This window comes from Photorhabdus hindustanensis (assembly GCF_002968995.1).
GTDB classification, from domain to species: Bacteria; Pseudomonadota; Gammaproteobacteria; order Enterobacterales; family Enterobacteriaceae; genus Photorhabdus; species Photorhabdus akhurstii.
In genome coordinates, this window is record NZ_PUWT01000068.1 from 11,851 (window position 1) to 37,806 (window position 25,956).

Genomic DNA, 25,956 nt, shown 5'->3' on the forward strand with positions numbered 1-25,956 from the left:
GTTATAAGGAAAAGAAGCCATGAAATCTGCACATACAATACAGAATATAAATCCCCCGGCTTCTTGGGCTGATTTACCTTGGGGGGAGTATTACCGTGCCGCTTTGGAGCGTCAATTACAACCCTGGTGGCCGAAAATATTTGGTTTCCATCTGTTGAAAGTCGGTAATTTGAGTGCTGAAATTGACAGCAAAGAGTGTCCGATTTTTAATCAGATTAATGTGGGTAAGGAAGGCAAGAATATGCAGGTGATTACTGATCCTTACCATCTACCGTTTGAAGGGAAGTCCGTTGATGCGTGTTTACTGAGTCATATGCTGGCTTACAGCGCTGATCCCCATCGGCTTTTACGGGAAGTTGACCGAGTGATGATTGATGATGGTTGGCTCATTATCAGTGGTTTTAATTCATTGAGTTTGCTTGGTTTGGGAAAATTAGTGCCGGGATTATGGCGTCATCAACCCTATTGCAGCCGGATGTTCTCCCTAATGCGCCAACTTGATTGGTTGAGCTTGCTTAATTATGAAGTGGTGTATCGTGATAGTTTCCAAATATTGCCTTGGCGAAATGAAATGGGTTTTGTTAATCGGCGCCTGTCTATATTAGGTTGTGTCAGTCTGATTATTGCCCGCAAACGCACACTGCCATTAACGCTAAATCAGATAAGAGTAACGTTATTAAAACCTAAATTGGGCAGTGCTGTTGGTGTAACAAAATGTTACCGAAAGCGCAGTTAATCTCTATTTTCGAGATATCCAGTGTCGGTTTCTGTTGGTGAGTTTGCTGCGGCACGGGCTAATTCATCACAATGTTCATTTTCATTATGCCCGGAGTGGCCTTTGACCCACAGCCAATCAATGTCATGGCGGCTAATGGCTTGATCAAGACGTTGCCATAAGTCGACATTACTGACCGGAGATTTATCTGCTTTACGCCAGCCGCGTTTTTTCCAGTTATGAATCCATTGTGTAATGCCTTGACGCACATATTGGCTGTCGGTGGTTAAGATAATTTTACAAGGGCGAGTCAGCGTTTCCAGGCCAATAATTGCCGCCATGAGTTCCATTCTATTGTTTGTTGTACGATAAAAACCTTCGCTAAGGGTTTTTTCGTGTTGTTGATAGCGCAATAATACACCGTAGCCCCCAGGCCCCGGATTGCCGAGACAAGATCCATCGGTGAAAATTTCTACCTGCTTGCTCATATCTGGTAGACTCTGCTTATTCTTATTCAATTCAAAACCCTAAGTCTGACATAAAAAGGCATTATGAGCACGGCAATTACACGACAAGTTGTTCTTGATACCGAAACTACCGGTATGAATAAATTAGGTGTTCACTATGAAGGGCACAAAATTATTGAAATTGGGGCTGTAGAGGTTGTTAACCGTCGTTTAACCGGCCGCCATTTTCATGTCTATATTCAGCCGGATAGATTGGTCGATCCTGAAGCATTTGAAGTGCATGGGATCAGTGATGAATTTTTGCAGGATAAACCGCTATTTGCTGATATTGCTGATGAGTTTATTGAATTTATTCGCGGCGCTGAATTGATCATCCATAACGCTCCCTTCGATATCGGCTTTATCGATTATGAGTTTGGCAAGCTGGATCGTGATATTCCGCCAACTGCGGATTTCTGCAAGATTACTGATAGCTTACAACTTGCGAGACAGTTATTTCCGGGGAAAAGAAATAACCTTGATGCGTTATGTGATCGTTATGATATAGATAATTCTAAACGAACCTTACATGGCGCGTTACTCGATGCCGAGATATTGGCTGATGTCTATTTGATAATGACAGGCGGTCAGACTTCTCTTGCTTTTTCAATGGAAGGGGAAATTGCTGGTGGTGCGAATGTTTCTGAAATACAGCGTGTTACCCGGTCTCAAACGGCATTGAAAGTTGTTTATGCAACGGATGAAGAACTCGCGGCTCACGAATCCAGATTGGATTTAGTTGAGAAGAAGGGCGGGAGCTGTTTATGGCGTATAAGTTCTGAACAGAGCTAACATAAAATTGCGAATAAATCACCTTTTGGGGTGAAAAGTTGATCAAACTCGTCACTTTGTTATAAAAGATATTGACGGAATGATCTTGGATTCGTAATATTCACCTCGTTCTCAACCAGAACGCTGCGCGGTGCGGTAGTTCAGTCGGTTAGAATACCGGCCTGTCACGCCGGGGGTCGCGGGTTCGAGTCCCGTCCGCACCGCCAAAGATTTCGAAGCCCTGGGTAGTTGCCCGGGGCTTTTTTGTTCGTATCTATATCTTTTTTGTTCGTACTTATACCATGTTGTAATCTCTCGATAGACAATATAAATGATAATGAAATTGCATTAACATAAGACATACAGGTGCTACCAGATTTCTACACAGCTTGTTTCTGCAACTTTTATTAAGAATTTGTTCTCTTTACCAGGTCTATAGCGTGATGGCCAAATATCCGATGGATGTAAACCTAATTCAGTAGCGATTAATGCTTCTCCTTTTGGCCACGGGCGATGTAATGCATTACTCAATGTCGATGATGCTAAACCAGCTTTACGAGAAACGGCTGAAAGATTTGTTCCTTGTTTTCTCAGGGCTGCAATAATATCTGCCGGATGCCAGTCTTGAATATCCATAAATAATCTCCAAGTTTTAATTGTGAGAAAAACATTGATAATAGATAAATTATCAATGTTTTGCTGTCTGGTAGTAATTAGGTGCAGATTATCAATCAAGGTTAATTGAATTGGCTATCGGAGAGAATACTGAATAATAGTATCGATTGTTTGATAACAGAATATTCCCTATATATTGCAGGTGTTTTTTCTTAATGTAAAGATCATTATTATTATCTGTGAAAAATATTCTCAGTTTAATAACTGAAATAACTAATAGTTTCTTATGAATACTTTTTTGTTATTTTTCAGACAATTTATTAACGGTAATGAATATTACATTCACATATATACAGAGAAATTCCTTATTTTTTGCAAACCACGGCTCTGGGGTTTTATTCCATATATCATCTGGTTGAGTCGTGGTAGAATCAGTCTAATAGTTTCATATTTGGTTTTTATAATATTGTTGCCTTTTATAATAACTTGAATACAAAGATAAGGTTTATAAATAAGGAAATAAAAATCGCTCTGGTATATAAAGGTTAAAATTATTGATACGGCAATACTCCTCAAATTGAGAGTCAGAGTTCACTTTTAGTTTCTGGTATGTTTTTTCTATCTGATCTTTCACCGATTGGTAAGAAATATTAAGTCTCTCACTGATCTCCTTTCTGCTATGTTTTGCCAGAAATAGGAAAATAATTTCCCACTCTTGTTGGGAAAATTGTTCTGAGGGAGAACAAAACATAACGGAAGGTGGCAATTTTCCATTGAAAAACTCCTTCAAAGAAATCGCTTCCGCTTTCCGCCCATGAAAAATAATGCCAATACATTCATTATCTTCACTATAAAATGGAGATTTCTCGAAGAAATAGGAACAAAGGCGTTTTTCTTTGCCAAATCTATGTGTTTCTAATGAGCATATACTTTTTTCTAAACGCATGACTGTTCTGTCATGTCGTTGAAATTGTTCTTCAAAGATTGCTCCTGCCCAAGGTAATTCACAATCAAAACGCCCTTCGACGTTCAAATTAAGCGGAATATCTTGTAGCATAGCCATTGCTTTATTTTCATAAATAAAGCAAGTGCTTTTATCTTTAATGCCCCAAGGATCATGGCTATGTTTTATGGTGTTTATTATCTGTGCTGATATATTACTCGTCATTTTCATCTGTTTTATTTACCACATTATATAAACATTTTACTACCAGGTTTTAAAAATCTCTCTGGGACATAGAGATCAAAATCATTAAGGCGGCAGTATTCATCCAATTGTTGACCGGAATTAATACCAATTTTCTTGTATATCCGTAGCATATGCGTTTCTACCGTGCGATAAGAGATATTCAGTATTCGCCCAATCTGTTTACTGGTGTATTTCTGTAAAAATAGAAAAATGACATCCCATTCCCGTTGAGTAAATAGCCCAGAAGGGGGCTGGAACATGATAGAGCCGGGAAGCTTGCCATAAAAAAAGCGGGTCAGAGAATAGGCTTCGGCTTTCCAGGCATGGAAAATGACACCGACACATTGATTATCTTCATTATAAAATGGGAACTTCTCGAAGAAATAGGAGGAAAGTAATTTTTCTTTACCATATAAATGGGTTTCTAATGAGCATATTCTTTGTTCCGCTTGCATTACTGCTCTGTCATGGATCTGAAATTGTTCTGCAAAAGCGGCGCCTTCCCAAGGCAGATCATTGTCCAGGCGTCCTTCTACATTAAAACCACGGGGAAGATCGCGCAACATAGCCATTGCCTTGTTTTCATAGACAAAACGGGAATTTTGATCTTTTATGCCCCAGGGTTCATGACTGGTTTCCATTAGATTAATAATTTGGGGCGATACGGTTAATTTTTTATAGCTCACAACATAATTCCTATTGTTATTGAAAAAATATTTAGGTTTTAGATCCGAATTAATGGGGATTTACAACTCTTGGCTGCCAATAGCGACGAACCTTTCTGGAATGTATAGATCAAACTTATTGGCTTTGCAGAAATCCTCTAATTCTATATGCAGCGGTAGATTAAATTTTTGGTAAATTGACTGAATATGGTTAATGGCCTCTTCTGTACTTATCATTAATTCTTCGCTGATACTCTCTTCGTCCAGTGAGCGAAGAGCCAAAAAAAGAACTTCCCATTCAGTTTGAGTCAGTATGTCATTAGGAGGGGTAAATTCCAGAGCTGTTGGCGATATTTTTTTATGATAGTAAGCAATAGAAAAATTTTGAACTTTGGACATATGAAAAGTGATGCCGATACAGTCCCCATTTTCATCACAAAGCGGGTATTTACTACAGCGATAGGTTTGCTTAACTTTATTTTTCCCAAATAGATGAGTCTCAAGTGAAGTGACTGTTTTCATGGTTTGCATCACTTTTTGATCTTGACGACAATATTCTTCTGTATACTCTGCAATAGGTGAGGGCAATTCCCCGGTTGAAAGCCCTGTAATCTCGAAATCTTCGGGCAGATTGAGCAGTTGGTAAAAAGCAGGATTTGCATATATAAATCTTGATTGGCGATCTTTTGCGCCCCAAGGCTCATTACTTTTTTCCCACATGTAGATTAATTGCGGAGTGATATTACTTGGTCTGTTTTTGATATTTGACATGAGAATGTCCTAGTTGTTAATTAAGTAGTCATCTGCGTGTCTATTTTATATGTTCTATTTAAAATAACCCGATTATATAATGGATTGCAATAATTAATTCGCCAAAAAATAATATTTTTTATTTTATCTATATCTGTTAATCAAATTACTTATTATTTTAGGTAAAAATATCATCATATAAGAAAATATAACTATAAGTATTATTTTGTTTTAAATTATTTATTTGGTTATTGATGTTGAAATAACATTGATTTTTGATTGATGTTTTTTCTATCTATTCACTATTGATAATCAAATTATTAAGAGATCATTAGCATATAATTAGGATAAATATAAACAATCAATCTAGTCGCTGAAAATTGCCATAAATCAAGAATATGTCTCTGTTTAATGGGTTATTTTATCTCTTGATTGGCAACTAATAGCTGTGTTTAATTCATTTACCCATTTATATGCGCAATGAGTTTGTTTATTACTCTGATGACGCTGAAATTTATATAGAGCATAAGGCAAATCAAAGAATTGTCGTTCAGATGAAATTAAGATAGTTTCCTGGTATTTGGCTTTAAAGATTGCGGTTTGTACGCTGTGCTGAGAAAATTATCCCCCTAAACGTTTTTATCCCACTTGGAGTAGAAAATGACCACTCGTAAAACCCTTGCTAATGCTATTCGCTTCCTGAGCATGGATGCTGTGCAGAAAGCAAAATCAGGGCACCCTGGTGCGCCTATGGGAATGGCTGATATCGCTGAAGTTTTATGGCGTGATTATTTGAATCATAACCCAACTGATCCACATTGGGTTGATCGTGACCGCTTTGTATTATCTAACGGTCATGGTTCTATGCTGATTTATAGCCTGTTGCATCTTACCGGTTATGATGTTTCCGTTGATGATCTGAAAAATTTCCGTCAGTTACACTCTAAAACCCCAGGCCATCCTGAGTATGGTTATACTCCAGGCGTAGAAACTACGACAGGTCCTTTAGGGCAGGGGATTGCCAACGCAGTAGGTTTTGCGATTGCTGAACGCACTCTGGCCGCGCAATTTAACCGTCCTAGTCATGAGATCGTTGACCATAATACTTATGCCTTTATGGGTGATGGTTGCATGATGGAGGGCATTTCTCATGAAGTTTGCTCTCTGGCGGGTACCTTAAAGTTAGGCAAGTTGATTGCTTTCTATGATGACAATGGCATTTCCATTGATGGTCATGTTGAAGGCTGGTTTACGGATGATACGGCAAGCCGTTTTGAAGCTTATGGCTGGCATGTGATTCGCGGTATTGATGGTCATAGTGCAGCTTCAGTTAAAGCTGCTATTGAAGAAGCACGTAAAGTTGCTGATAAACCTTCTCTGTTAATGTGCAAAACAGTTATCGGTTTTGGTGCGCCAACCAAAGCGGGTACCCATGATTCTCATGGCGCGCCATTGGGTGATGCGGAAATTGCCGCGACTCGTGAAGCACTGGATTGGAATTATCCGGCATTTGAGATTCCAGCGGACATCTATGCTGAGTGGGATGCAAAAGAAGCTGGCAATGTGAAACAAGCCGCCTGGAATGAAAAATTCTCTGCTTATGAAAAAGCGTATCCTGAATTAGCTGCTGAATTCAAACGTCGTACCAGTGGCGAATTACCGGCAAACTGGGAAGCTGAATCCAAAGCATTTATCGAACAGTTGCAAAAAAATCCGGCTAATATTGCCAGCCGTAAAGCATCCCAGAATGCTTTGGAAGCGTTTGGTAAGGTGTTGCCTGAATTTATGGGCGGATCTGCTGATTTGGCGCCAAGTAACCTCACGATGTGGTCAGGTTCTAAGCCATTGAACGAAGATCAGGCTGGTAACTACATCCATTACGGTGTTCGTGAGTTTGGCATGTCAGCCATTATGAACGGTATCGCTCTGCATGGTGGTTTTGTGCCTTATGGCGCAACTTTCCTGATGTTCGTTGAATATGCCCGTAATGCAGTGCGTATGGCGGCATTGATGAAAATTCGCAGCATCTTTGTTTACACCCATGACTCAATCGGTTTGGGTGAAGATGGTCCGACTCATCAGCCGGTAGAACAGCTTGCCAGTTTGCGTGTGACGCCAAATCTGAGTACATGGCGTCCATGTGACCAGGTTGAGTCTGCGGTGGCGTGGAAATATGCTATTGATCGTAAGGCAGGCCCATCAGCGCTGATTTTCTCTCGCCAGAATCTGGCACAGCAAGAACGTACTGCTGAGCAGTTGGCTAATATTGAGAAAGGGGCTTACATCCTGAAAGATTGTCAGGGGCAGCCAGAACTGATTCTGATCGCAACCGGTTCAGAAATTGAATTGGCGGTGAGTGCTTACAACCAATTGACTGAGGAAGGTCGCCAGGTGCGCGTAGTCTCGATGCCGTCTACTGATGCTTTTGATAAGCAAGATGCTGCATACCGAGAAGCGGTTCTGCCTGCTGCGGTTTCGGCACGTGTTGCAATCGAAGCGGGTATCGTCGATTACTGGTTTAAATATGTCGGTATAAATGGCGCTATCGTTGGTATGGATACATTTGGTGAGTCAGCGCCTGCTGATCAACTGTTTAAAGCGTTTGGTTTCACTGTAGAGAATGTGGTCGCTAAGGCTAAAGCTCTGCTGAAATAATTAGTCACTTCATAAATGAGCGCACCTGAGGTAAACGTTGAGCGGGTGCGCTCTTTTTCCGCACGATATCGTTATTGAAGATGGATCGTGGCAGCTTTCCTCGGTCTATGCCACGCAAATTCCGGGAACGGCTACTTTTTGGAACACGTGAGGCGAACCGACAATCCCATCAGGATATTTGGCGAGTTTTTCCTTGAATTCAGGATCTGTGAACGCAGCGCGGAAATGCTCCAGACTCTCCCAAACAGCATAGTTCATGAATGTGCCGCTGCCAGCGATTCCGCGATGTAATTGTGCGGAAATCAGGCCCACCTTAGACCGGAAATATTCTGCATCTTCCTTCCAAGTTTCTATTAGGGTGTCAGCCATTGAAGGATCAACATGAAATACGTTTACCAGCACGATGGAGCCATCGGTGTTCGAAAATAACTGTTCCCGCAGGGTTACGTGGGTGTCCATTTCTTCTAGTTTGACCATTTCTATCTCCTGAAAATTATGTGTTTATATTTATGTTTGTATTGCTATCCTGCCGAGGCGAGTCGCGTGATTTACGCGGCTTTTGACGGCAATAATATGTCAACGTAGAGACAAATGCGTTCCACCAATTACATGCTGTTTCCACGTTGTATTTCGTTTAACTGTTTGGTAATTCTTTATCGTTATTAACGAACGAATCCAGAGCGCTATGTCTTGTATTTGGCACAGGTGACTCTCCCAGCTCCGTCTCCAGGCTGATCAAGGTGTTTAATGTCACTTTTAGCTCGTTAGGATCAGAGGATTGCATCAGTGATTCGACCCATTCAGCTTCCAGCGATATCGCCGCATCAAAAGTACGCCAACCAAGCTCGGTCAGTTGATAAAGTGGTGAGCGTTCATGGCGAGGATTAGTGAGGGTTTTCACCATCCCTGAACTTAGCCCGAGATTCAATTGCTTTTGCACGCCTTGGCGCGTGATACCCATTGCGGCGGCAATCTGAGGCGCGGTAGGTGGATGTGGCGAATGCGCAATCGCACCGAGTACTTGCCATCTCGCACTCGTGATTCCCAACGGAGCAACGAGCTGATCCCCTTTAGAGAGCAGTAGGGCATTGAGCCGAAATACCGCCAATGTGATCTCAGTGAATACCTCAAACGCCGAAGTTTCCTCGGTTGACACGATTTACTTCCTTTTCCTTAGCCCCTCAAAAAACGACAACCAGTTTCCATTTATTGAGATTAAATGTCAATATTCCAACAATGGTATTGATGATCCATGTCGCAGTTGTGAGTAAATAACGGTGGGATTGTTTCTTTCTGCTTGCTTGGGGTCGATGAATATGAGCAACAGTCTTTAATTTGAAGGTTGACCACTTTTTACTATTGCTTGCTATCAACCTCCTTTTCCCGTAATCTCATTATTTATAGCTGAATCGTTTCATTTTGTTATCTAAAGCGGTTTTCTATGCACGGTTTTGACAGTTTTGTGATAAGCAATCAGTACATCCGTGATTGAGTCGGTTATTCTAAGCGGTTGGGTGGTAATAACTATATTCAGGGAGTAACATGACAATCAAGGTAGCAATAAACGGCTTTGGCAGAATAGGGCGCAGTATTTTACGTGCTCTTTATGAGTCTGGGCGCCGGGCTGAAATTGCGGTTATTGCTGTTAATGAGCTGGCAGATGCCGAAGGAATCGCTCACTTGCTGAAATATGACTCCAGTCACGGTCGTTTTGCCTGGGATGTGCGTCTGAATAATGATCTGTTGCAAGTTGGTGATGATAATATTCGCTTATTTCATCAGCCCGATATATCGACGTTGCCCTGGCAAGAATTGGGGGTTGATATTGTTCTTGATTGCAGTGGGATTTATGGCAGCAGAGCCGATGGTCAGGCACATCTCGCCAGTGGCGCCAAGAAAGTGCTGTTTGCTCATCCGGGGGGCAATGATTTAGATGCGACGGTGGTCTATGGTGTGAATCAACATTTACTGACAGCGGAAGATCGCATTGTATCCAATGCTTCCTGTACCACTAATTGCATTATTCCCGTCATTAAATTATTAGATGATGAATTTGAGATTGAATCGGGCACAGTGACAACCATTCATGCCTCAATGAATGACCAACCGGTGATTGATGCTTATCACAAAGATTTACGGCGTACTCGGGCAGCCAGTCAATCTATCATTCCGGTGGATACCAAGTTGGCCGCAGGGATAACCCGGATTTTTCCAAAGTTCTGTGACCGTTTTGAAGCTATCTCCGTGCGCGTACCAACGATCAACGTTACGGCTATCGATTTGAGCGTTACGGTAAAATCTTCAGTAACTGTTAAAAAAATCAACGAATTAATGCAAAAATCAGCAGTTACTTCATTTCGTGGTATAGTTGATTATACCGAATTGCCGTTAGTCTCAACGGATTTTAACCACGATCCCCACAGCGCGATTGTTGATGGCACACAAACGCGGGTTAGTGGGCAACACCTGATTAAGACATTAGTTTGGTGTGATAATGAGTGGGGATTTGCTAACCGAATGTTAGATACAACGTTAGCAATGGCTGCTACGGGTTTCAAATGATCTGTTGTTGATAGACGGCCATAATAGATTTGCACACGGCGCAAGATTAAATAATTTAGAGAATCAATAAGAGGATTCACCATGTCTGTAATTAAGATGACCGATTTAGATCTGGCGGGTAAGCGTGTTTTGATCCGCGCTGACCTGAACGTTCCGGTAAAAGATGGCAAAGTCACCTCTGATGCGCGTATCCGTGCCTCCTTGCCAACCATCGAAGCAGCATTGAAACAGGGCGCCAAGGTCATGATTACTTCTCACCTTGGCCGCCCGATTGAAGGCGAATACAACGAAGAATTCTCGCTGAAACCAGTAGTAGACTATCTAAAAGAGAAATTATCCTTCCCTGTTCGACTGGAGAGAGAATATCTGGAAGGTGTGGAAGTCGCAGAAGGTGAATTGGTTGTGCTGGAGAACGTTCGCTTTAATAAAGGTGAAAAGAAAGACGACGAAACCTTGGCTAAAAAGTATGCTTCCCTGTGTGATATTTATGTCATGGATGCATTCGGTACCGCTCATCGTGCTCAGGCTTCGACTCACGGCGTGGCTAAGTTTGCTCCTGTTGCTTGTGCCGGTCCTTTGCTGTCTGCGGAATTAGAAGCATTAGGCAAAGCGTTGGATAATCCGGCTCGCCCAATGGTGGCTATTGTCGGTGGTTCTAAAGTTTCAACCAAGCTGACCGTTCTGGATACGCTGTCTAAAATTGCCGACCAACTGATTGTTGGTGGTGGTATTGCGAATACGTTTGTTGCCGCGGAAGGTCACAATGTTGGCCGTTCTCTCTATGAAGATGATTTGATCCCGGAAGCGAAAAAATTGCTGATAAGCTGTGATATTCCGGTGCCAACCGATGTTCGTGTAGCAACAGAATTCTCTGAAACGGCCGAAGCAACCTTGAAATCCTCCAGTGATATTAAAGATGATGAGCAGATCCTTGATTTGGGAGATGAATCCGCTCAACGGCTGGCAGATATCCTGAAAAACGCTAAAACGATCCTATGGAATGGCCCGGTTGGTGTATTTGAATTCCCTAACTTCCGTCAAGGGACTGAAATTGTCGCGCGCGCCATTGCTGATAGTGATGCCTTCTCTATCGCCGGCGGCGGCGATACGCTGGCAGCGATCGACCTGTTCGGTATTGCTGACAAAATTTCTTATATCTCTACGGGTGGTGGCGCTTTCCTTGAGTTTGTGGAAGGGAAAAAACTGCCTGCGGTTGTGATGTTGGAAGAACGTGCAAAACAGTAATTAAGTCATGACGGGTAGCGGCTGGTTGGTTGGCTACCCGCTCTAAACAGGACCCACGTAACATGTCTAAAATTTTTGATTTCGTAAAACCGGGTGTCATCACTGGTGATGATGTTCAAAAAGTGTTCGCTATAGCCAAAGAAAACAACTTTGCTTTGCCGGCGGTCAACTGTGTAGGTACTGATTCAATCAATGCCGTACTGGAAACCGCTGCCAAAGTTCGTTCTCCCGTGATCATTCAGTTCTCTAACGGCGGTGCTGCTTTTATTGCCGGTAAAGGTTTGAAAGTTGAAGGTCAACAAGCGGCTATTCTGGGTTCAATTTCTGGTGCTCACCATGTTCATCAGATGGCTGAACATTATGGTGTTCCTGTGATCCTGCATACTGACCACTGCGCACGTAAATTGCTGCCGTGGATTGATGGCTTGTTAGATGCGGGAGAAAAGCATTACGCAGCGACAGGTAAACCGTTATTCTCTTCTCATATGATCGATCTGTCAGAAGAGTCTCTGGAAGAGAATATTGAGATTTGCGGCAAGTATTTGGCTCGCATGGCAAAAATCGATATGACGCTGGAAATCGAGTTGGGCTGTACTGGTGGGGAAGAAGATGGCGTTGATAACAGCCATATGGATAGCTCCGCGTTGTACACGCAACCGGAAGATGTGGCTTATGCTTATGAGAAACTGAATGCTATCAGCCCACGTTTCACTATTGCTGCTTCTTTCGGTAATGTTCACGGTGTTTATAAGCCGGGTAACGTTAAACTGACGCCAAAAATTTTGCGTAACTCTCAAGACTATGTTTCTGAGAAATTCAATCTGCCGCATAACAGCTTGGATTTTGTTTTCCACGGTGGTTCTGGTTCTACTGCGGAAGAGATCAAAGAAGCGGTCAGCTACGGCGTTGTTAAAATGAATATCGATACTGACACCCAATGGGCGACTTGGGAAGGTATCCTGAATTATTACAAAAAGAACGAAGGCTATCTGCAAGGCCAGTTAGGCAATCCAGAAGGCGCAGATAAACCTAATAAGAAATTCTACGATCCACGGGTATGGCTGCGTGCCGGTCAGGTTTCTATGATTGCCCGTCTGGAACAAGCGTTCAAAGAATTGAACGCGATTGATGTGTTGTAATTGGTGAAAGCGTTCCCTCTGAATTTTCATTCAGAGGGAACGTTAGCCGCATTCAGTAAATGAGATGTTACATCGCATCTACTCTTTTTATCATTTCCATTGCAACAGCCATAGACATGAACAGTTTGCTCTTTGTCTGAGGAAACTCCTCAAACCCTACGTTCATATACAGTTTTTTGGCTATGTCGTTCTTTGCATCGACGATAATCATCGGGGTAGGAATAGATTGTGACGACTCTATAGCTTTTCGAATTGCATCTATAAGCAAGATTTCACCAAACCCTTGGCGTTGAAATGACTTACTTATAGCTAGGCGACCAATAAGTGCGCAATGTAGTGTAGAAGGGTACTTTTTCGATATTTTCTCTGGTAGTTCGTCTAGCTCTACCGTGCATAGTGCTAGGGAATAGTATCCCTTTATTTGAGATCCATTTTGACTACTTGTAAGGACGAATGTTCTTGATAAGTCCTTTTTATCATGTTGTCCCGATACTGCCTTCAAGTAGTTGTTTAGTGCGGGTTCACCACAGTTAAAATTATTTCTATCGTGTTTGTTTTTATCTAGACGTTCTATCTTCATTTTTTATTGTTTCTTTATGTCTACGAGCAGCACGAAGGAAACGTTCGTTTACCTTGATTGGTTTTTCCAATGCATGAACAAACGCCAATGCATCTTCTTGACACAATTGAATACGCATATTTTGTTCAATGAGTCTTTTTGCCTCTGCTACAGCAGCATTGGCAATAAAGCTATTCAAACTGGCATACCCTGATAGTGATAACGCTCTTTCAAGTAACTCCTTGATCTCTGAACTCACCCTTGTGGTGATTCTTTCATTTGCTAATGTGGCCATAAGCCTTACTCCTACCGCATTGCGGTTATTAGTTCTTTAGTTCACTATAGATATCCACTACTCGTTTACATTATTTATTTGGAGCTAGCGGAACATATTATTTGGTGAAACGCTAAGTTTGTTTCATTGGTTAGTCTAACATTGTTTTTAACAAAATTCAATGGATGTGCCAAAGTGACACCATGTTGTGAGACTAAACAAGCCATAGTCAGATAGAACAAAAATCATCAAAATTCGGACGCAAGTGAATCCGAGTATGCAGAGTTGTTAGCAAAAACCGCCGTAAACCCTCTTTACGGCGGGAAGCAGTCACCTGAGTTGTACTAGCTCTAGTCTGAGCTAGTACAGTTAGTTTCTATTTAAAGTTCTATACCCGTCATCTTTCAAGTTGCCTCTTTGTTGGCTGCACTCGCTCACCCCGGTAACAGAGTTTGCTATGCTCCCGGGGATTCACTCCCTTGCCGTCGCGATGCATCTTGAAATCCATAGGGTATGTGACCAAATTTATGAAGTTCTCCGCATTCCTAAATTCTCAGCGATAGCCGCAGAGCGAATATTAATAGCCTCTGTTGATATCTTATTAATCTTCTGTCCTTTCAATGATTTTTTAATTGCTTTCATTGTCAGGAACTTGCCAACGCCTTTGAAATTGTATTCTCTATTGATTGCAACATCGGGTTCTGTTGCTTGTAGCTGCGTTCTTTCTTCATTACTCAATTGAGTATAGGGGTGAGCGAGTGCATAGTTGACATGTAATTCTGATTGTTTATTTTTTAAATCATGATATATCTTAACCTCCATTGCCGCATAAATTTTTCTTTCACCGGAATAATCATTTTTTTCACTTTTATCCATTAAAGCAAAAAAGTTGGTTTCTGAATAGAAATCAGGGTGATTGCTTCTATATCTATGCTCTTCGGCATACTCTGATATCGTATCTTGTATGGTTCTTGCCATATAACCGGATATTTCAGATCCTAAAGAAAGATTTGTTTTTGATTTTTCTGAAAGGGCTCTATTTTCTTCAAGCCGGCTATATATTATTTGGCTTTTTTCTATACCTTTTAGGAACTCTTCATGGCTTAACAAATAACCCGATGGATTGGAATCACCGACACGGACCACTTTCAATGATTTATTCTTTGTATAACTGCTCTCTTTCTCGTTCCATTTAACAACATGTGAATTTTTAGCGGCCAATTTAAATTTTAATTCATCAAAGAAATTCACCTCTTTGGTATATTTTCCTCTTTCTGGCGCTAATCCATTTTCATCCTGTAAACTCACAGGATTATTTCTTACCATTCGGTATAGATTCAACCCATCAATGGTTCCTGCCGGGTCCGCGCTTAACCATCTGCCCGCCCACGGTTGGTAATAACGATAACCGTAATAATATAGCCCGGTGGCATCCCGTTCTTTGCCGGAATAGCGAATCGTTTTATAGTTGGCTTCTGTTTGGCTATTGGCTGCCCACAGCGCTGTCCCGCCGAATGGATAATACTCTTCCTCACTAATAATCTGCCCTTGATTGTCCAGTTCAAGCTGGCTGGAGCCGATCAGATTATCGTAACTGTAGCGTAGTTGATTATCGTTGACACCTTCTGGCTTACCGCTCTCCCAGTGCAACACCCGTACCTGTGCGCGACCTGCTTCACCGAGTGTGATAACGTGTAACGCTTCCGTTGTTGTGGCGTTGCTCTGGGTTGTGTGTAGCTCCAGTCCCGGCAAATAGATTACCCGCTGTTGCTGCGTAGTATTCTGGGTTGGCTGTTCACTCACTTTCAGTTGTCTCATGCCGTTGCTGTCGTAGCGGTACCACTCATTTCCCGGGCCATTATTAACCTGCTTTAACTCTCCTCGTGGTGTCCAGATAAGCGTCTGTCCGGGTAATAAACTGGTTTGGTGACCACCGGCATCAAACAACGTATCCACTTGATTTGGATCGGTGGTTAGCGTACTGAGAACACCCCGATTGCTGCGGTTTGAAAGGGTGATAGCCACAGTGTAATTGTTCTGGGTAGCTGGCGAGCTGTGCTGGATTTTCGTCAGATTACCGCTGTGATCATAGCTGTAGCTGCGAGTATAGTTAGTGTAAGTATTGCTGTCAGAAGGTAGCGCAGGGGAGGGCAATTGGTTATTTTGCTGACCTATATTAGCCATTTCACGCCCGGTGGCACTGATGAGCTGATACAGGGAATCGTAGGTATAGTTATTCTCCGGGACCACTTTCTGATTGCGCCAAAAACGGGTGGCTTCCGCATCATTACGGATATTGATGACATTGCCTACCGGATCATATTGATAGCGTAAGTCTTGCAACACTTTGGTGTCTGACTGACGGCGGGTGGTAATGCCGATAAGCCGTTGGGTTTCTGGTTCATAGCTGTATTCAGTGATAACGCCGTTACCGTGTTCTTCGCGTAATTTTTGTCCGGCGGCGGAGTAGGTCAGTGATTTGATAATCGCTTGTTCGGCCTGACCTTTGAGCGTCAACCAACAGGCTTTTAGCTGTCCGGCCACGTCGTAGGCCAGACGTTGGGTGTTGCCTTTGGCATCGGTCTGGGTCAATAAAGCCCCGGTGGCATCGGTTTTATTTTGAGTGGTATGGACATCACTGCTCAATTTTTGTTGCCAAAGATTCTGGTCTTCCCCTGTCCAATCAGCATCCTGGTTATCGACAAGCAGTTGTTGAGATTGTGATAGCACGATGCCAGCCAGAGAAAGGCTGTTGAGTTGAGTGAGTCCTGCGGTATCGTAATGACGGACACACTGACCGGCAAGGTTGTACTCTTTTTCTTGCGGCGTATTACCGGCCCAGATAAGACGCTCGGTCGTTTTCTCTTCTGCCTGCGTCTGTTCGGTGATAGCGAGTAGGCGACCGAGTAGGGTGTTATCTTCATAGATGTGGTTTTGGCGGACACCGGTTGCATTGATGATCAACACCGGGCGACCTTCAATATCATTGAGGGTAATAGTCCGACCGGCATCAACACTTTCTTCACGTAAAACTTGACCCGCAAGATTAAAGACGCGAATCAAGTTCGGACCGCTTTGGTTTTTATGCTTACGAGGATCGATACTTTTTACCTGAAATCCCGGAATATTGAACTCATAGAACGTGATTAATTCATCACTGTTTTCGTCGGCTTGAGTGCGTAGATATTCTAAAGTACGTACATTTAATTTCCTGTTATCTAATACCTTAATCGAGGGGGTCTTTTGGTCAATTGCAGAATTGTAACTGCTCATATTTTAACTCCTTAGATGGTGTTAATCGTTAAGAAAATTTAAGTTATGGCAACAACCAAAAGACCTTATCACTAAACAGGCAAGGAAAGCGATTTATCGTGATGTTATTAATGCAAACGCTTTGGTAATTTTTGAGATTGTATAAATAGGAATTAAAGTTTCAGATAGTGAGTGTGATTGATCAACCATCAGAAAAACAAGTGGTTGGCAGATTTGATATATCGATGATGCTTAATAACCAATCACTTGTATATCATAGTTAAATATAAAAGAAATTTATTAAACCGCGATAGTCACAATATTTTAAAAACAATACCTTAAAAACAGAGGATGTTATGAGTTCTACATTCGATATGGCTAATTTTCAGATTCTCACGGAAAAATTAGGAACTACCACTTTAAATGAAATTGCCCACTTTTCCTTTGAGCAAGTATGCGAAGCGGCTTCTGGCTCATTAAGTATAGGGGAATGTCGAGAAATATTTGATGCTGCCATAGTTCAGCAATCATTTGAAAACACCCAAGCACGTCGTAGCTTGATGAAAGCGAATCCCCAGTTTAAAAGTGCGCTCACGCTGGATATTCCCGCTTCGGAAGTACAACCCTATAGCGCAGTACAATTTTATAGTAACGATTTTATTCCCGAGCGTAATAAATCGTTTGTTGGGGAAAGTGATGTGGCATCGATGTTCTCCCCTGCGGCCTATTTAACGAAGTTATACCGTGAAGCACGCCATTTACATAATCCAAATGCTGCTCACCATCTAGATATTCGCCGCCCGGATCTGGGAGAGCTTGCCCTGAGCCAGCAAAACATGGAGGAAGAGGTTTCTACCTTAGCGTTGTCCAATGATATTTTGGTCGCTGGTATTAAGAAAAAATTTAGCTTGAAAACTGATGTTGATGTGTGTCAAAAACTACTCCATCACCTCTATAACAACCCAAACGGTTCGTATCATGCAGCGTATGATGTTATTCGCCAAGTATTAATTAACCATAATGTGTCGCTGCCGACTTTATTGTCACCTGATAACTGTCCAACTAAAGCTGACGGAGTTTTGCCGATTGCGATGGAATTGGGGATTTCGCCCGGAAATTATGCCCTTTTGACCCAGCAGGTGAAACAGGACAATGCCGAAACATTGTATAAGAGGATGTTTGGTAATGTGGCGCCAGAATCGTTACTGAATGCTCAAGCATTGGCAAGACATTATGATCTGCCCGTAGCTCAGTGTGTCGATATTCTTGGTTGGTCTGGACTGACGGATAAAGCTACCCAAATGCAAATCCTTCACTTGCATAATGCCATTTATCTGCTAAAAGCCGTGTCATTATCACCGGCTATTGTTTTTAGGGCATTTGAACGTCATGGTAAAACACTGAATGAAGCCATGTTAAACACTTTGGCTCGCGTTAAGCGCTATGTTACCCGTTACGATATTAAAGAAGATCAAGCCCTAATACTCGCTAATTTTGATATTTCCGAAAGAACAATTAACGCGAAAGCAAGTCAATTTGATGTGTTATTTAACACGCCACCGCTTGATGGCAAACGTTATGTATTGGGTGGTGACAAAATTGACACTAATCCTAATAAAGGGAACGACAACCATAATAAAAGCATATTAAAGCGTGCTTTTAAGGTTGATGATATTGGCTTTAATCAATTGCTCTATATCGTTGATCCAGTAGATGGTGATGGATGTTTTGCCAATAATATTGGCAATATTTCCGATATGTATTGTGCGGCGTTGTTAGCGGAGGTCCACCAGCTTTCTGTTGCGGAACTGGATATGTTACGTCGAACGCTTGGTTACACTAAAACAGCAATCTACAACGTTACTGATGATGCACTTGCCACATTAGTGGATAACGTTTACCAAACCGTTACTTGGTTGCGTAAATACAACCTGAGTGTCACGGATCTGGTACTGATGACCACTTCTACCTATGACACCGTTCAAATCCCGGAAATTGAAAACCTGATCAGCACACTGGTGACAGGTGTACAAGAAACGACATTAATAGGGAATAAGCTTAAGTCCGCGATGGCGCCGCATCTGGCGTCTGCTTTGGGGATTTCATCCAGTGCAGTGGCGGAGAATTTACTGATTTGGTTAGATTCGTTGTCAAAAGATTCGGTAGATAGCGTGTGGGGTATGATTAAGCATCTGGATACCGGTAAGCCGTTCACCATTGATAGTCAGGTTATTATGTTTTGTCACCGATTGGCTCAATTGTCTCTGATTTATCAACGTTTGCAATTAAGTGAGCGTGAATTGACATTGATTGTAGCGAAGCCGACTTTGTTAAAGCAGGGGATGGCTGTTGTCAACAACGATGTACTTTCGCTTATGAAGCTGACCCGTTTTCATCAGTGGTTCATTCAATTGGGAACGCAAGCTTCATCAATATTGATGGCATTATCGGCAGAAAAACTGACAGTGGAACAAGTTGCTCAGGCAATGGCAGTAGATACTAAAGCTATGCAACTGGCGGCTGAACAGATAAATCCAGCGCTAAAGTCTTCTCTGTTACCGGATATGACCACTGTGGAACATCTATTGCAATGGCATGAGGCGGCAAAAATGTTGGGCATTTCTCCACAGGAAATTGTGCAACTGTATTGCTTAAGCTATGCCATATCAATTCAACAGGATGGTGCATTAGTTGAGGGAACCTCTTATGGCGATTGGCAGAAATTGGCTACAGCGCTGGTTACACGTTTGAAAGAGGCTCAACGTTCGGTAGTCGAGAAGATTTGTGATGAAAGATTAAGCACAGCTCTGAGTCAATTTTACCTGAATCACGTCGTTGACAAAAACCTCAACCTGCGTACACGGGATGACCTGTATTCTTATTTACTGATTGATAATCAGGTCAGTGCTCAGGTGAAAACTAGCCGATTAGCGGAAGCAATGGCGAGTATTCAGCTATGTGTTAATCGCTGTCTACAGCAGGCCAGCCGAGAAGGGAATGTTAAAACCGCAGCTTTGAGCCGATCATTTTTCAAAGAGTGGGAGACCTATAACCGCCGCTACAGCACTTGGGCTGGCATATCTCAGCTCACCTACTTCCCGGAAAACTATGTCGATCCTACTCAACGAATTAGTCAGACAAAAATGATGGAAACCTTGCTACAGTCCATCAATCAGAGTCAGCTTTCGACGGATACGGTTGAAGGCGCTTTCAAGGCATATCTGACTGAATTTGAGCAGGTAGCAAACCTGTCCATTGTCAGCGCTTATCATGATGCTTTGAACTTGGATACTGGTTTGACTTATTTTGTGGGCAAAAACCAGGAGGCCACTCCAACCTATTATTGGCGCAGTGTGGATCATGATCAATTTAAGCAAGAGATGTTCCCGGCTACCGCTTGGAAGGAGTGGAAAGAGATCACCTGTGCGGTTACGCCGATAGCGGATCTGATTCGCCCGGTGATGTTTAACGCCCGTCTGCATCTGGTGTGGCTGGAGCGCCGTGAGGATGCCAAACTGCAACAGGTTAAAGAAAAGCCAGAAGAACAAAAACCGGTTTGGGTCTATGAGTTAAAGCTGGCATATCTGCGTTATGACGGGACTTGGAGCGCACCATTAAGCTTTAAAGTTAACTTGGCAAGCGGACTACCAAAAGAGGCCGGTTTGTATTGTACCGTATCTCAAGGGCGCAGCGGTTCTTTACAGGTTATGGTGTATGAGAAGCTCGCCCGAACTAATGACTATGCTAGCAGCCACGTCCGCTGTTCTTGTGCCGTTGATGGAGGACTTCAACTTGTGTCAGCTATGGCACCCGATGCATTAGTGAGAGCGGTCAGGCATGAGCTTGATACGATTGGAGCGCCAAGAGTCGCTAATCATTTTGCGTCTGGACAATATGAGTTTGTGAAAAACGAGGTGGAATGTACCAATAAGTATCTTGATAAGAAAATTACGCTGGTTGGGCAGAGTCTTACCAAGAATGTAGACACCAATAAGTACAGATTTAAAGGTCAGTTCCGTGATGTGATAGCGATGACACCCAGTAATTCTTTGTTATCACTGCCATCGGGTATGAAATTGGAATTTACCATGCGACAAGTGTTGCAACATGCCATGAACCGTAAAATCAGCAATATTTATCTGCTACAAGCGGTGAAGGATGGTAAGTACCTGACGTTGGGTTTGTTCTTGGGAGATGGCAATCAAGGAGAATTCTTTTATGCTAAAGAGTCGGATTTTCCATCCATAAATTTACGTATGTATGGTCTGCCAGGATACACCTTGGATGAAACAACGGGGAATATTTCTGTATCTTCTACGGTATTAGATGAGATATGGAAAAACGTTGAGATGAGGTCTGTCCAAGTCATTAAAGTGCCTAACCCCATTGCGCTGCGAGATACACGGGCCTTTTCACTGCTAATTACATGTGGTGGTCCTGGTCAGGGAGAAGCGGGTCGTACTATGATTGAGGTACGTCCCGATCAAACTATCTATGATGTTGAAGTTGATATGGACTTTAAGAGTTTAGAGACGAAAGAACGTCAAGCTATCTCTTTTTCTCTAACAAGTTCTGATTTCCCTAATTTGTTATTTTCTGAAACTATTAGTAATCTGATTGTCACCTCTAAAAAAAGCGATGAAAATAACGTCATCCAGTTAGCAACTAACAAAGCTGGCGCCCAATATATGATGTGGGGTAATGGAGGCCAATTCAAAACCCGCTTGAATACCCTATTTGCTCGCGAACTGATGCGTCGAGCTAACCGTGGGCTGGATACTATTCTTAGTCTGGAAACCCAGAATATCTTGGAACCGGCTTTGGGCATCAATGACGATAATCTCCTGGATAAAGAAATGGACTTCGCAGGAGCAAATGCCCTCTATTTCTGGGAACTGTTTTACTACACCCCGATGCTGGTGGCACAACGTTTGGTGCAAGAGCAAAACTTTGATCAAGCGGCGCGTTGGTTAAGCTATGTCTTTAACCCCGGCAGTATTAGCCCGAATGATAAGCTATGGAAAGTGCGACCACTGCTGGAAGATACCCGCTGGAATGACACACCATTGGATTCCTCTAACCCGGACGCGGTGGCCCAGGCAGCTCCAATGCACTATAAGGTGGCTACCTTTATGCGCTTGCTGGAACTATTGTTGGCACGAGGGGACAGTGCCTACCGCCAACTGGAACGTGATACGCTGGCGGAAGCCAAAATGTGGTACGTGCAGGCATTAGCATTGATGGGGGATGAGTCGGTTTCTGCGGCTATCACTTGGAAAGCGCCGATGCTGAAAGATGCTGCGAAGCCGTCAACGATAAATTCTCAAACCGAGGTATTCTATCCACAGCGGAATGGACACTGGGAAAGTTTGCGCAGAACATTCAAACAACGCTTGTACAATCTGCGTCATAACCTGACACTGGACGGTCAACCATTGAGTCTGCCTCTATTTGCTGAGCCGGCTAATCCTGCGGCGTTGCAGAGTGCGGCTGCGGCATCTTCGCAAGGTGGTGTGGTTTTACCGACGGTTAATACTTTAAGCCTGCGTCGTTTCCCGGTCGTACTAGAAAGCGCGCGTGGGATGGCGTCACAGCTTTCGCAATTGGGCAGCACACTTTCTGGCGTGATTGAACGTCAGGATGCAGAACAACTGGCGGTGTTGATGCAGACTCAGGGTAAAGAGTTGTTGGCACAGAGTGTCGACATGCAACAAAAAAATCTGGATGAATTGGTTGAGGAAACTAAGGTACTGGCGGCGTCACTGAACGGTGCGACACAACGTTACACTCACTATAGCGCGCTATACGATGAAGATGTCAACGTCGGTGAACAAGCTGCGATGGGCTTGCGTATCGCTTCGGGCGTAACGCAAACCGCGGCAAATGCGCTGCATACAGCGGCGGCGGTTGCCAATATGGTGCCAAACATTTACGGCATGGCAGTGGGCGGTAGCCAATATGGAGCTTTGCCGACGGCGATTGCCTTGGGGTTTCAGACTGCGGCGGCGGCAACCTATGCAACCGCAGATGCGGTCTCCCAATCGGAAATGTATCGCCGTCGTCGTGAAGAGTGGCAGATGATGCGTGATAGTGCGAAAGCCGAAATGACCCAAATTGAGGCTCAACAAGCTGCATTGCAGGTACGTAAAGAGGCGGCCGCCATGCAGTTGACCCAATTGGTCACCCAACAGAAACACCACTTGGCACAGTGGGAACTATTGCAACGTAAGTTCAGCAATCAAGCGCTGTATAACTGGATGCGTGGGCGCTTATCTGCGCTGTACTTTCAATTCTATGATTTAGCTGTATCCCGTTGCCTACTGGCTCAACTGTCTTTTGAATGGGAAACAAGGAATAAAACGCGTTTTATCAAACCGGGCGCCTGGCAGGGGACATATGCCGGCTTGTTGTGTGGTGAGGCGTTGATGCTGAATTTGGCGGCGATGGAGTCGGCATACTTGGCCTGGGAATCTCGTGCCTTGGAAGTGGAACGTACAATTTCTCTGGCGCAGGTGTACCAATCTTTGGGGGAGAAAGTGGGCTTTACGCTGTCGAACCAGATTGAAGCGTTGTTGAAAAATAACCAAGATGCTGCTGTAGGCAACGATGGCAATCAATTGAAACTGACAGGGAATACTTTGTCGGCCACGCTAACCATTAAGGATCTGAAACTCAAGGACGATTATCCGACTGACATGCAATTAGGTGATGTACGCCGTATTAAACAAATTAGCGTGAGTTTGCCAGCCTTATTGGGGCCATATCAAGATGTGCAAGCGACTTTGAGCTATGCGGGTACCACATCTTTGGCAAAAGGCTGTACGGCAATAGCTGTTTCCAGAGGCATGAATGACAGTGGACAATTCCAATTAGATTTTAATGACGGTAAATATCTGCCGTTTGAAGGGATTGCCATTGATGATGTGGGTAAATTGGTCTTGCGTTTCCCGAATGCTAAAGGTAAACAAAAAGTTTTATTGCAAAGTCTGAGCGATATTATATTGCATATTCGTTATACCATTCGTGATTGAATTAGCATTTATTTATTATTAAACATAAGAGACAGGTTCCTGCGGGGGCCTGATATATTAATAGTACGCCTTTTTCTTTATTAAACTCTCCTTTTTAAATTGGTGTTGATTTAGTTCTAATGCCGTGAAGAGGTAACAACAGGTCGAGATGAGAAAATTGTGGATTATCCTTCCTGAGGAAGGAGTTATTTTTGTCACTGCATCCGTCATTATATTTACAATAACTTAATCTTTTGTTGAATTTGTAACACTTTCTTACAAAATTTACTTTTTGTAAATGAAAAAAGTAGAAATTTTTTCTTGCTATTTGGTGATGATTTAATAATCATAACTTAAGTTCCGTCATATGGACAATATGAAGGACCTTCCAACTCCTGTTCCCTTATTCAAAGGGATTAATCGATAGGGATACATTTCGTCTTCCTGTCGTTCAGCTTGCTATTACTCACGGCATAAGCGGTGTTTCTTATCTGTGGTAATAGGATTTTTACTATCTTGTTTCCTTAGTGACGCAATCAATCACGGCTATTCCTGACAGGATATTGATGCTGATGAAAGTGATTGATAGCCGGGCGGGGAAATCTTGTGGAATTTTCACCACATGATGTTTGGGCTGCGTGCCTATCTGTAATTTAATTGTAAGGAAAGAGTATCAATGAGCAAATTAAGCCCACTCGATTGTCTTGACTGTAAAAACATGCTGAAAAACTGGATAGAATTTCAGTTGGTGGATGAACAGGGGAAACCCTTGGTCAATATGCCTTATCGTTTGAAAATCCGTGGAAATCCTTTGCTGGGACGTAAAGGCGTCACTGATGGCAATGGATTATTACGGGAAGAAGATATGCCTTCCCATCCGGTAACTCTGTATATCGGCGCCCAACCACTGGCCGATGAAATGGAACAGCGCCCGTTGCGGGAAATACGTGGCGAAGGGGCCTCTGTGGTGAAGCCAAAAGCGGAAGCCGAAGGCTATCAATATCGCTATGTGACTATCGGGCAGATCAGTGATGGGTTGCCAGCGCTAGATGATTGGAATGATCCCAAAAAAATTCCACCTCCCTATCATTTCCCGGACCCGGAGCCAAAAGGCTATCAGGTCCATCCGGTGAATCGACGGTATGTTCTGGAAGTATGTCCATTTCGGGCTTGGGTTCTGTTGCTACACCATCAAAAAGAGTATTCCATTGTGAATGCTTATAACCAGTGTTTAATGAGCGTGCTGGCCTATGCCGATGGGGATGTCGATATTGAAGGATCTGTACTTCACTTTTTTAACCGGCAAATGGTGGATGTTTCAAAATTGCCCTATAAAGTGGAAGCATTGTCGGCAACACCTGTCGTTTACGATGCGCCGTTTAGTAAACGTTATACCCAAGTGGAGTTTATTGATTCACAAGCAGGGAACAACAAACAGGGTGATACCAAACTGTTTTATGCCGCCAGTGAGAAAGATATGATTGTTAGTTGGCGGGGAACCGCTACTCTGGATAATTATCTGACTGATGCCACTTTCCAGCCATTGGCTTTAAGCTGCGATGATGATAAATCTCTGTGTAGTGGGTTTATCCACAGTGGTAAAGTGCACAAAGGGTTCTGGGAGGCATTTAATTTGGTTGGAGAGTTAATAGTCCCCAGTGATAAAAAGAAAGGAGTATTCAGTGATATCACTCGATTGGCTAAAAGTAAACGGTTATTTATTTGTGGGCACAGTCTGGGGGGAGCACTGGCATTACTGCATAGCGCACAATTAAAAGAGTATCATCCCTGTCTCTACAGTTATGGGATGCCGCGAACATTAACTCGCAGTGCGGTAGAAGAATTGTCTTCTATTATCCACTATCGTCATGTTAATGAAGATGATGTCATCCCTGCTGTGCCATTTGAGCAGGATATGGATAATGTGTTTTTCAATTATTGGGCGCCGGCGGGGTACGACTGGGCAGTGATGAAGTTGTTATCGCCGTCACCGATTATTCAGGCAATTAAACAGGCGACAGCCAGTAAAGAAATCTATTTGCATCATGG

At 43.0% G+C, this 25,956-nt stretch carries 18 protein-coding genes and 1 tRNA gene; 9 read left to right on the top strand and 10 right to left on the bottom strand.

Annotated features, from left to right (window positions below):
• Positions 1-19: 19 nt before the first annotated feature.
• The gene (locus tag C6H66_RS20995; RefSeq protein ID WP_105396617.1) at positions 20-736 is read left to right on the top strand and encodes a methyltransferase domain-containing protein; all 717 of its coding nucleotides are present in this window, start codon (positions 20-22) and stop codon (positions 734-736) included.
• On the opposite strand, the gene rnhA is transcribed toward C6H66_RS20995, so the two are convergent.
• A complete protein-coding gene (rnhA, locus tag C6H66_RS21000) occupies positions 733-1,203 on the bottom strand; it encodes a ribonuclease HI (RefSeq protein ID WP_105396618.1) in 471 nt (156 codons plus the stop codon). The two genes, C6H66_RS20995 and rnhA, sit on opposite strands and share 4 nt — an antisense overlap.
• Before the next feature lie 63 nt (positions 1,204-1,266).
• Here rnhA and dnaQ point away from each other — a divergent pair, with 63 nt between their 5' ends.
• Together dnaQ and C6H66_RS21010 are read left to right on the top strand one after the other, a co-directional pair.
• Entirely contained in the window at positions 1,267-2,013 is a 747-nt protein-coding gene (dnaQ, locus tag C6H66_RS21005; protein WP_105396619.1) for a DNA polymerase III subunit epsilon, read from the top strand.
• 129 nt (positions 2,014-2,142) lie between these two features.
• Positions 2,143-2,219, top strand: a tRNA-Asp gene (locus C6H66_RS21010).
• A 142-nt stretch (positions 2,220-2,361) separates the two neighbouring features.
• Here the strand turns inward: C6H66_RS21010 and C6H66_RS21015 are convergent.
• The 4 genes from C6H66_RS21015 to C6H66_RS21030 all read right to left on the bottom strand — a co-directional run bounded on the left by C6H66_RS21015 (position 2,362) and on the right by C6H66_RS21030 (position 5,232).
• Positions 2,362-2,628, bottom strand: coding sequence for a helix-turn-helix domain-containing protein (locus tag C6H66_RS21015; protein ID WP_105396620.1), 267 nt, complete (start codon positions 2,626-2,628; stop codon positions 2,362-2,364).
• A 484-nt stretch (positions 2,629-3,112) separates the two neighbouring features.
• A complete protein-coding gene (locus C6H66_RS21020; protein WP_105396621.1) occupies positions 3,113-3,781 on the bottom strand; it encodes a helix-turn-helix transcriptional regulator in 669 nt (222 codons plus the stop codon).
• 17 nt (positions 3,782-3,798) lie between these two features.
• Positions 3,799-4,482 (bottom strand): helix-turn-helix transcriptional regulator, encoded by a 684-nt coding sequence (locus C6H66_RS21025; protein WP_036808103.1) that lies wholly within the window; start codon positions 4,480-4,482, stop codon positions 3,799-3,801.
• A gap of 60 nt (positions 4,483-4,542) precedes the next feature.
• Positions 4,543-5,232 (bottom strand): PAS domain-containing protein, encoded by a 690-nt coding sequence (locus C6H66_RS21030; RefSeq protein WP_036808100.1) that lies wholly within the window; start codon positions 5,230-5,232, stop codon positions 4,543-4,545.
• Between the two features lie 639 nt (positions 5,233-5,871).
• On the opposite strand from C6H66_RS21030, the gene tkt reads away from it, so the two are divergent.
• Positions 5,872-7,866, top strand: coding sequence for a transketolase (tkt, locus tag C6H66_RS21035; protein WP_105396622.1), 1,995 nt, complete (start codon positions 5,872-5,874; stop codon positions 7,864-7,866).
• A gap of 105 nt (positions 7,867-7,971) precedes the next feature.
• Here tkt and C6H66_RS21040 read toward each other — a convergent pair whose 3' ends face one another.
• The gene (locus C6H66_RS21040; RefSeq protein ID WP_040153424.1) at positions 7,972-8,343 is read right to left on the bottom strand and encodes an antibiotic biosynthesis monooxygenase family protein; all 372 of its coding nucleotides are present in this window, start codon (positions 8,341-8,343) and stop codon (positions 7,972-7,974) included.
• Between the two features lie 157 nt (positions 8,344-8,500).
• Complete coding sequence (locus C6H66_RS21045; RefSeq protein ID WP_105396623.1) at positions 8,501-9,022, bottom strand: MarR family winged helix-turn-helix transcriptional regulator; 522 nt, start codon at positions 9,020-9,022, stop codon at positions 8,501-8,503.
• A 386-nt stretch (positions 9,023-9,408) separates the two neighbouring features.
• Between C6H66_RS21045 and epd the strand changes: the two genes are divergently transcribed.
• From epd to fbaA, 3 genes are all read left to right on the top strand, one after another.
• On the top strand, positions 9,409-10,428 hold the full coding sequence (gene epd, locus C6H66_RS21050; protein ID WP_105396624.1) for an erythrose-4-phosphate dehydrogenase: 1,020 nt from the start codon (positions 9,409-9,411) through the stop codon (positions 10,426-10,428).
• An 81-nt stretch (positions 10,429-10,509) separates the two neighbouring features.
• Complete coding sequence (gene pgk / locus C6H66_RS21055) at positions 10,510-11,673, top strand: phosphoglycerate kinase (RefSeq protein ID WP_105396625.1); 1,164 nt, start codon at positions 10,510-10,512, stop codon at positions 11,671-11,673.
• 62 nt (positions 11,674-11,735) lie between these two features.
• On the top strand, positions 11,736-12,812 hold the full coding sequence (fbaA, locus tag C6H66_RS21060; protein WP_036780442.1) for a class II fructose-bisphosphate aldolase: 1,077 nt from the start codon (positions 11,736-11,738) through the stop codon (positions 12,810-12,812).
• A 67-nt stretch (positions 12,813-12,879) separates the two neighbouring features.
• Here fbaA and C6H66_RS21065 read toward each other — a convergent pair whose 3' ends face one another.
• From C6H66_RS21065 to C6H66_RS21075, 3 genes are all read right to left on the bottom strand, one after another.
• Positions 12,880-13,392, bottom strand: a complete 513-nt coding sequence (locus C6H66_RS21065) for a GNAT family N-acetyltransferase (protein ID WP_036808078.1) — start codon at positions 13,390-13,392, stop codon at positions 12,880-12,882.
• Positions 13,370-13,666 (bottom strand): type II toxin-antitoxin system TacA family antitoxin, encoded by a 297-nt coding sequence (locus C6H66_RS21070; protein WP_036808074.1) that lies wholly within the window; start codon positions 13,664-13,666, stop codon positions 13,370-13,372. Before C6H66_RS21070 ends, C6H66_RS21065 begins: the two co-directional genes overlap by 23 nt.
• Positions 13,667-14,170: 504 nt before the next feature.
• Positions 14,171-16,918, bottom strand: coding sequence for an RHS repeat protein (locus tag C6H66_RS21075; protein WP_105396626.1), 2,748 nt, complete (start codon positions 16,916-16,918; stop codon positions 14,171-14,173).
• Between the two features lie 335 nt (positions 16,919-17,253).
• Here C6H66_RS21075 and C6H66_RS21080 point away from each other — a divergent pair, with 335 nt between their 5' ends.
• Positions 17,254-23,928, top strand: coding sequence for a Tc toxin subunit A-related protein (locus tag C6H66_RS21080; protein WP_105396627.1), 6,675 nt, complete (start codon positions 17,254-17,256; stop codon positions 23,926-23,928).
• Positions 23,929-24,583: 655 nt separating this feature from the next.
• Positions 24,584-25,956: lipase family protein (locus C6H66_RS21085; protein ID WP_105396628.1), on the top strand; the 1,373-nt coding region annotated here is incomplete at its 3' end.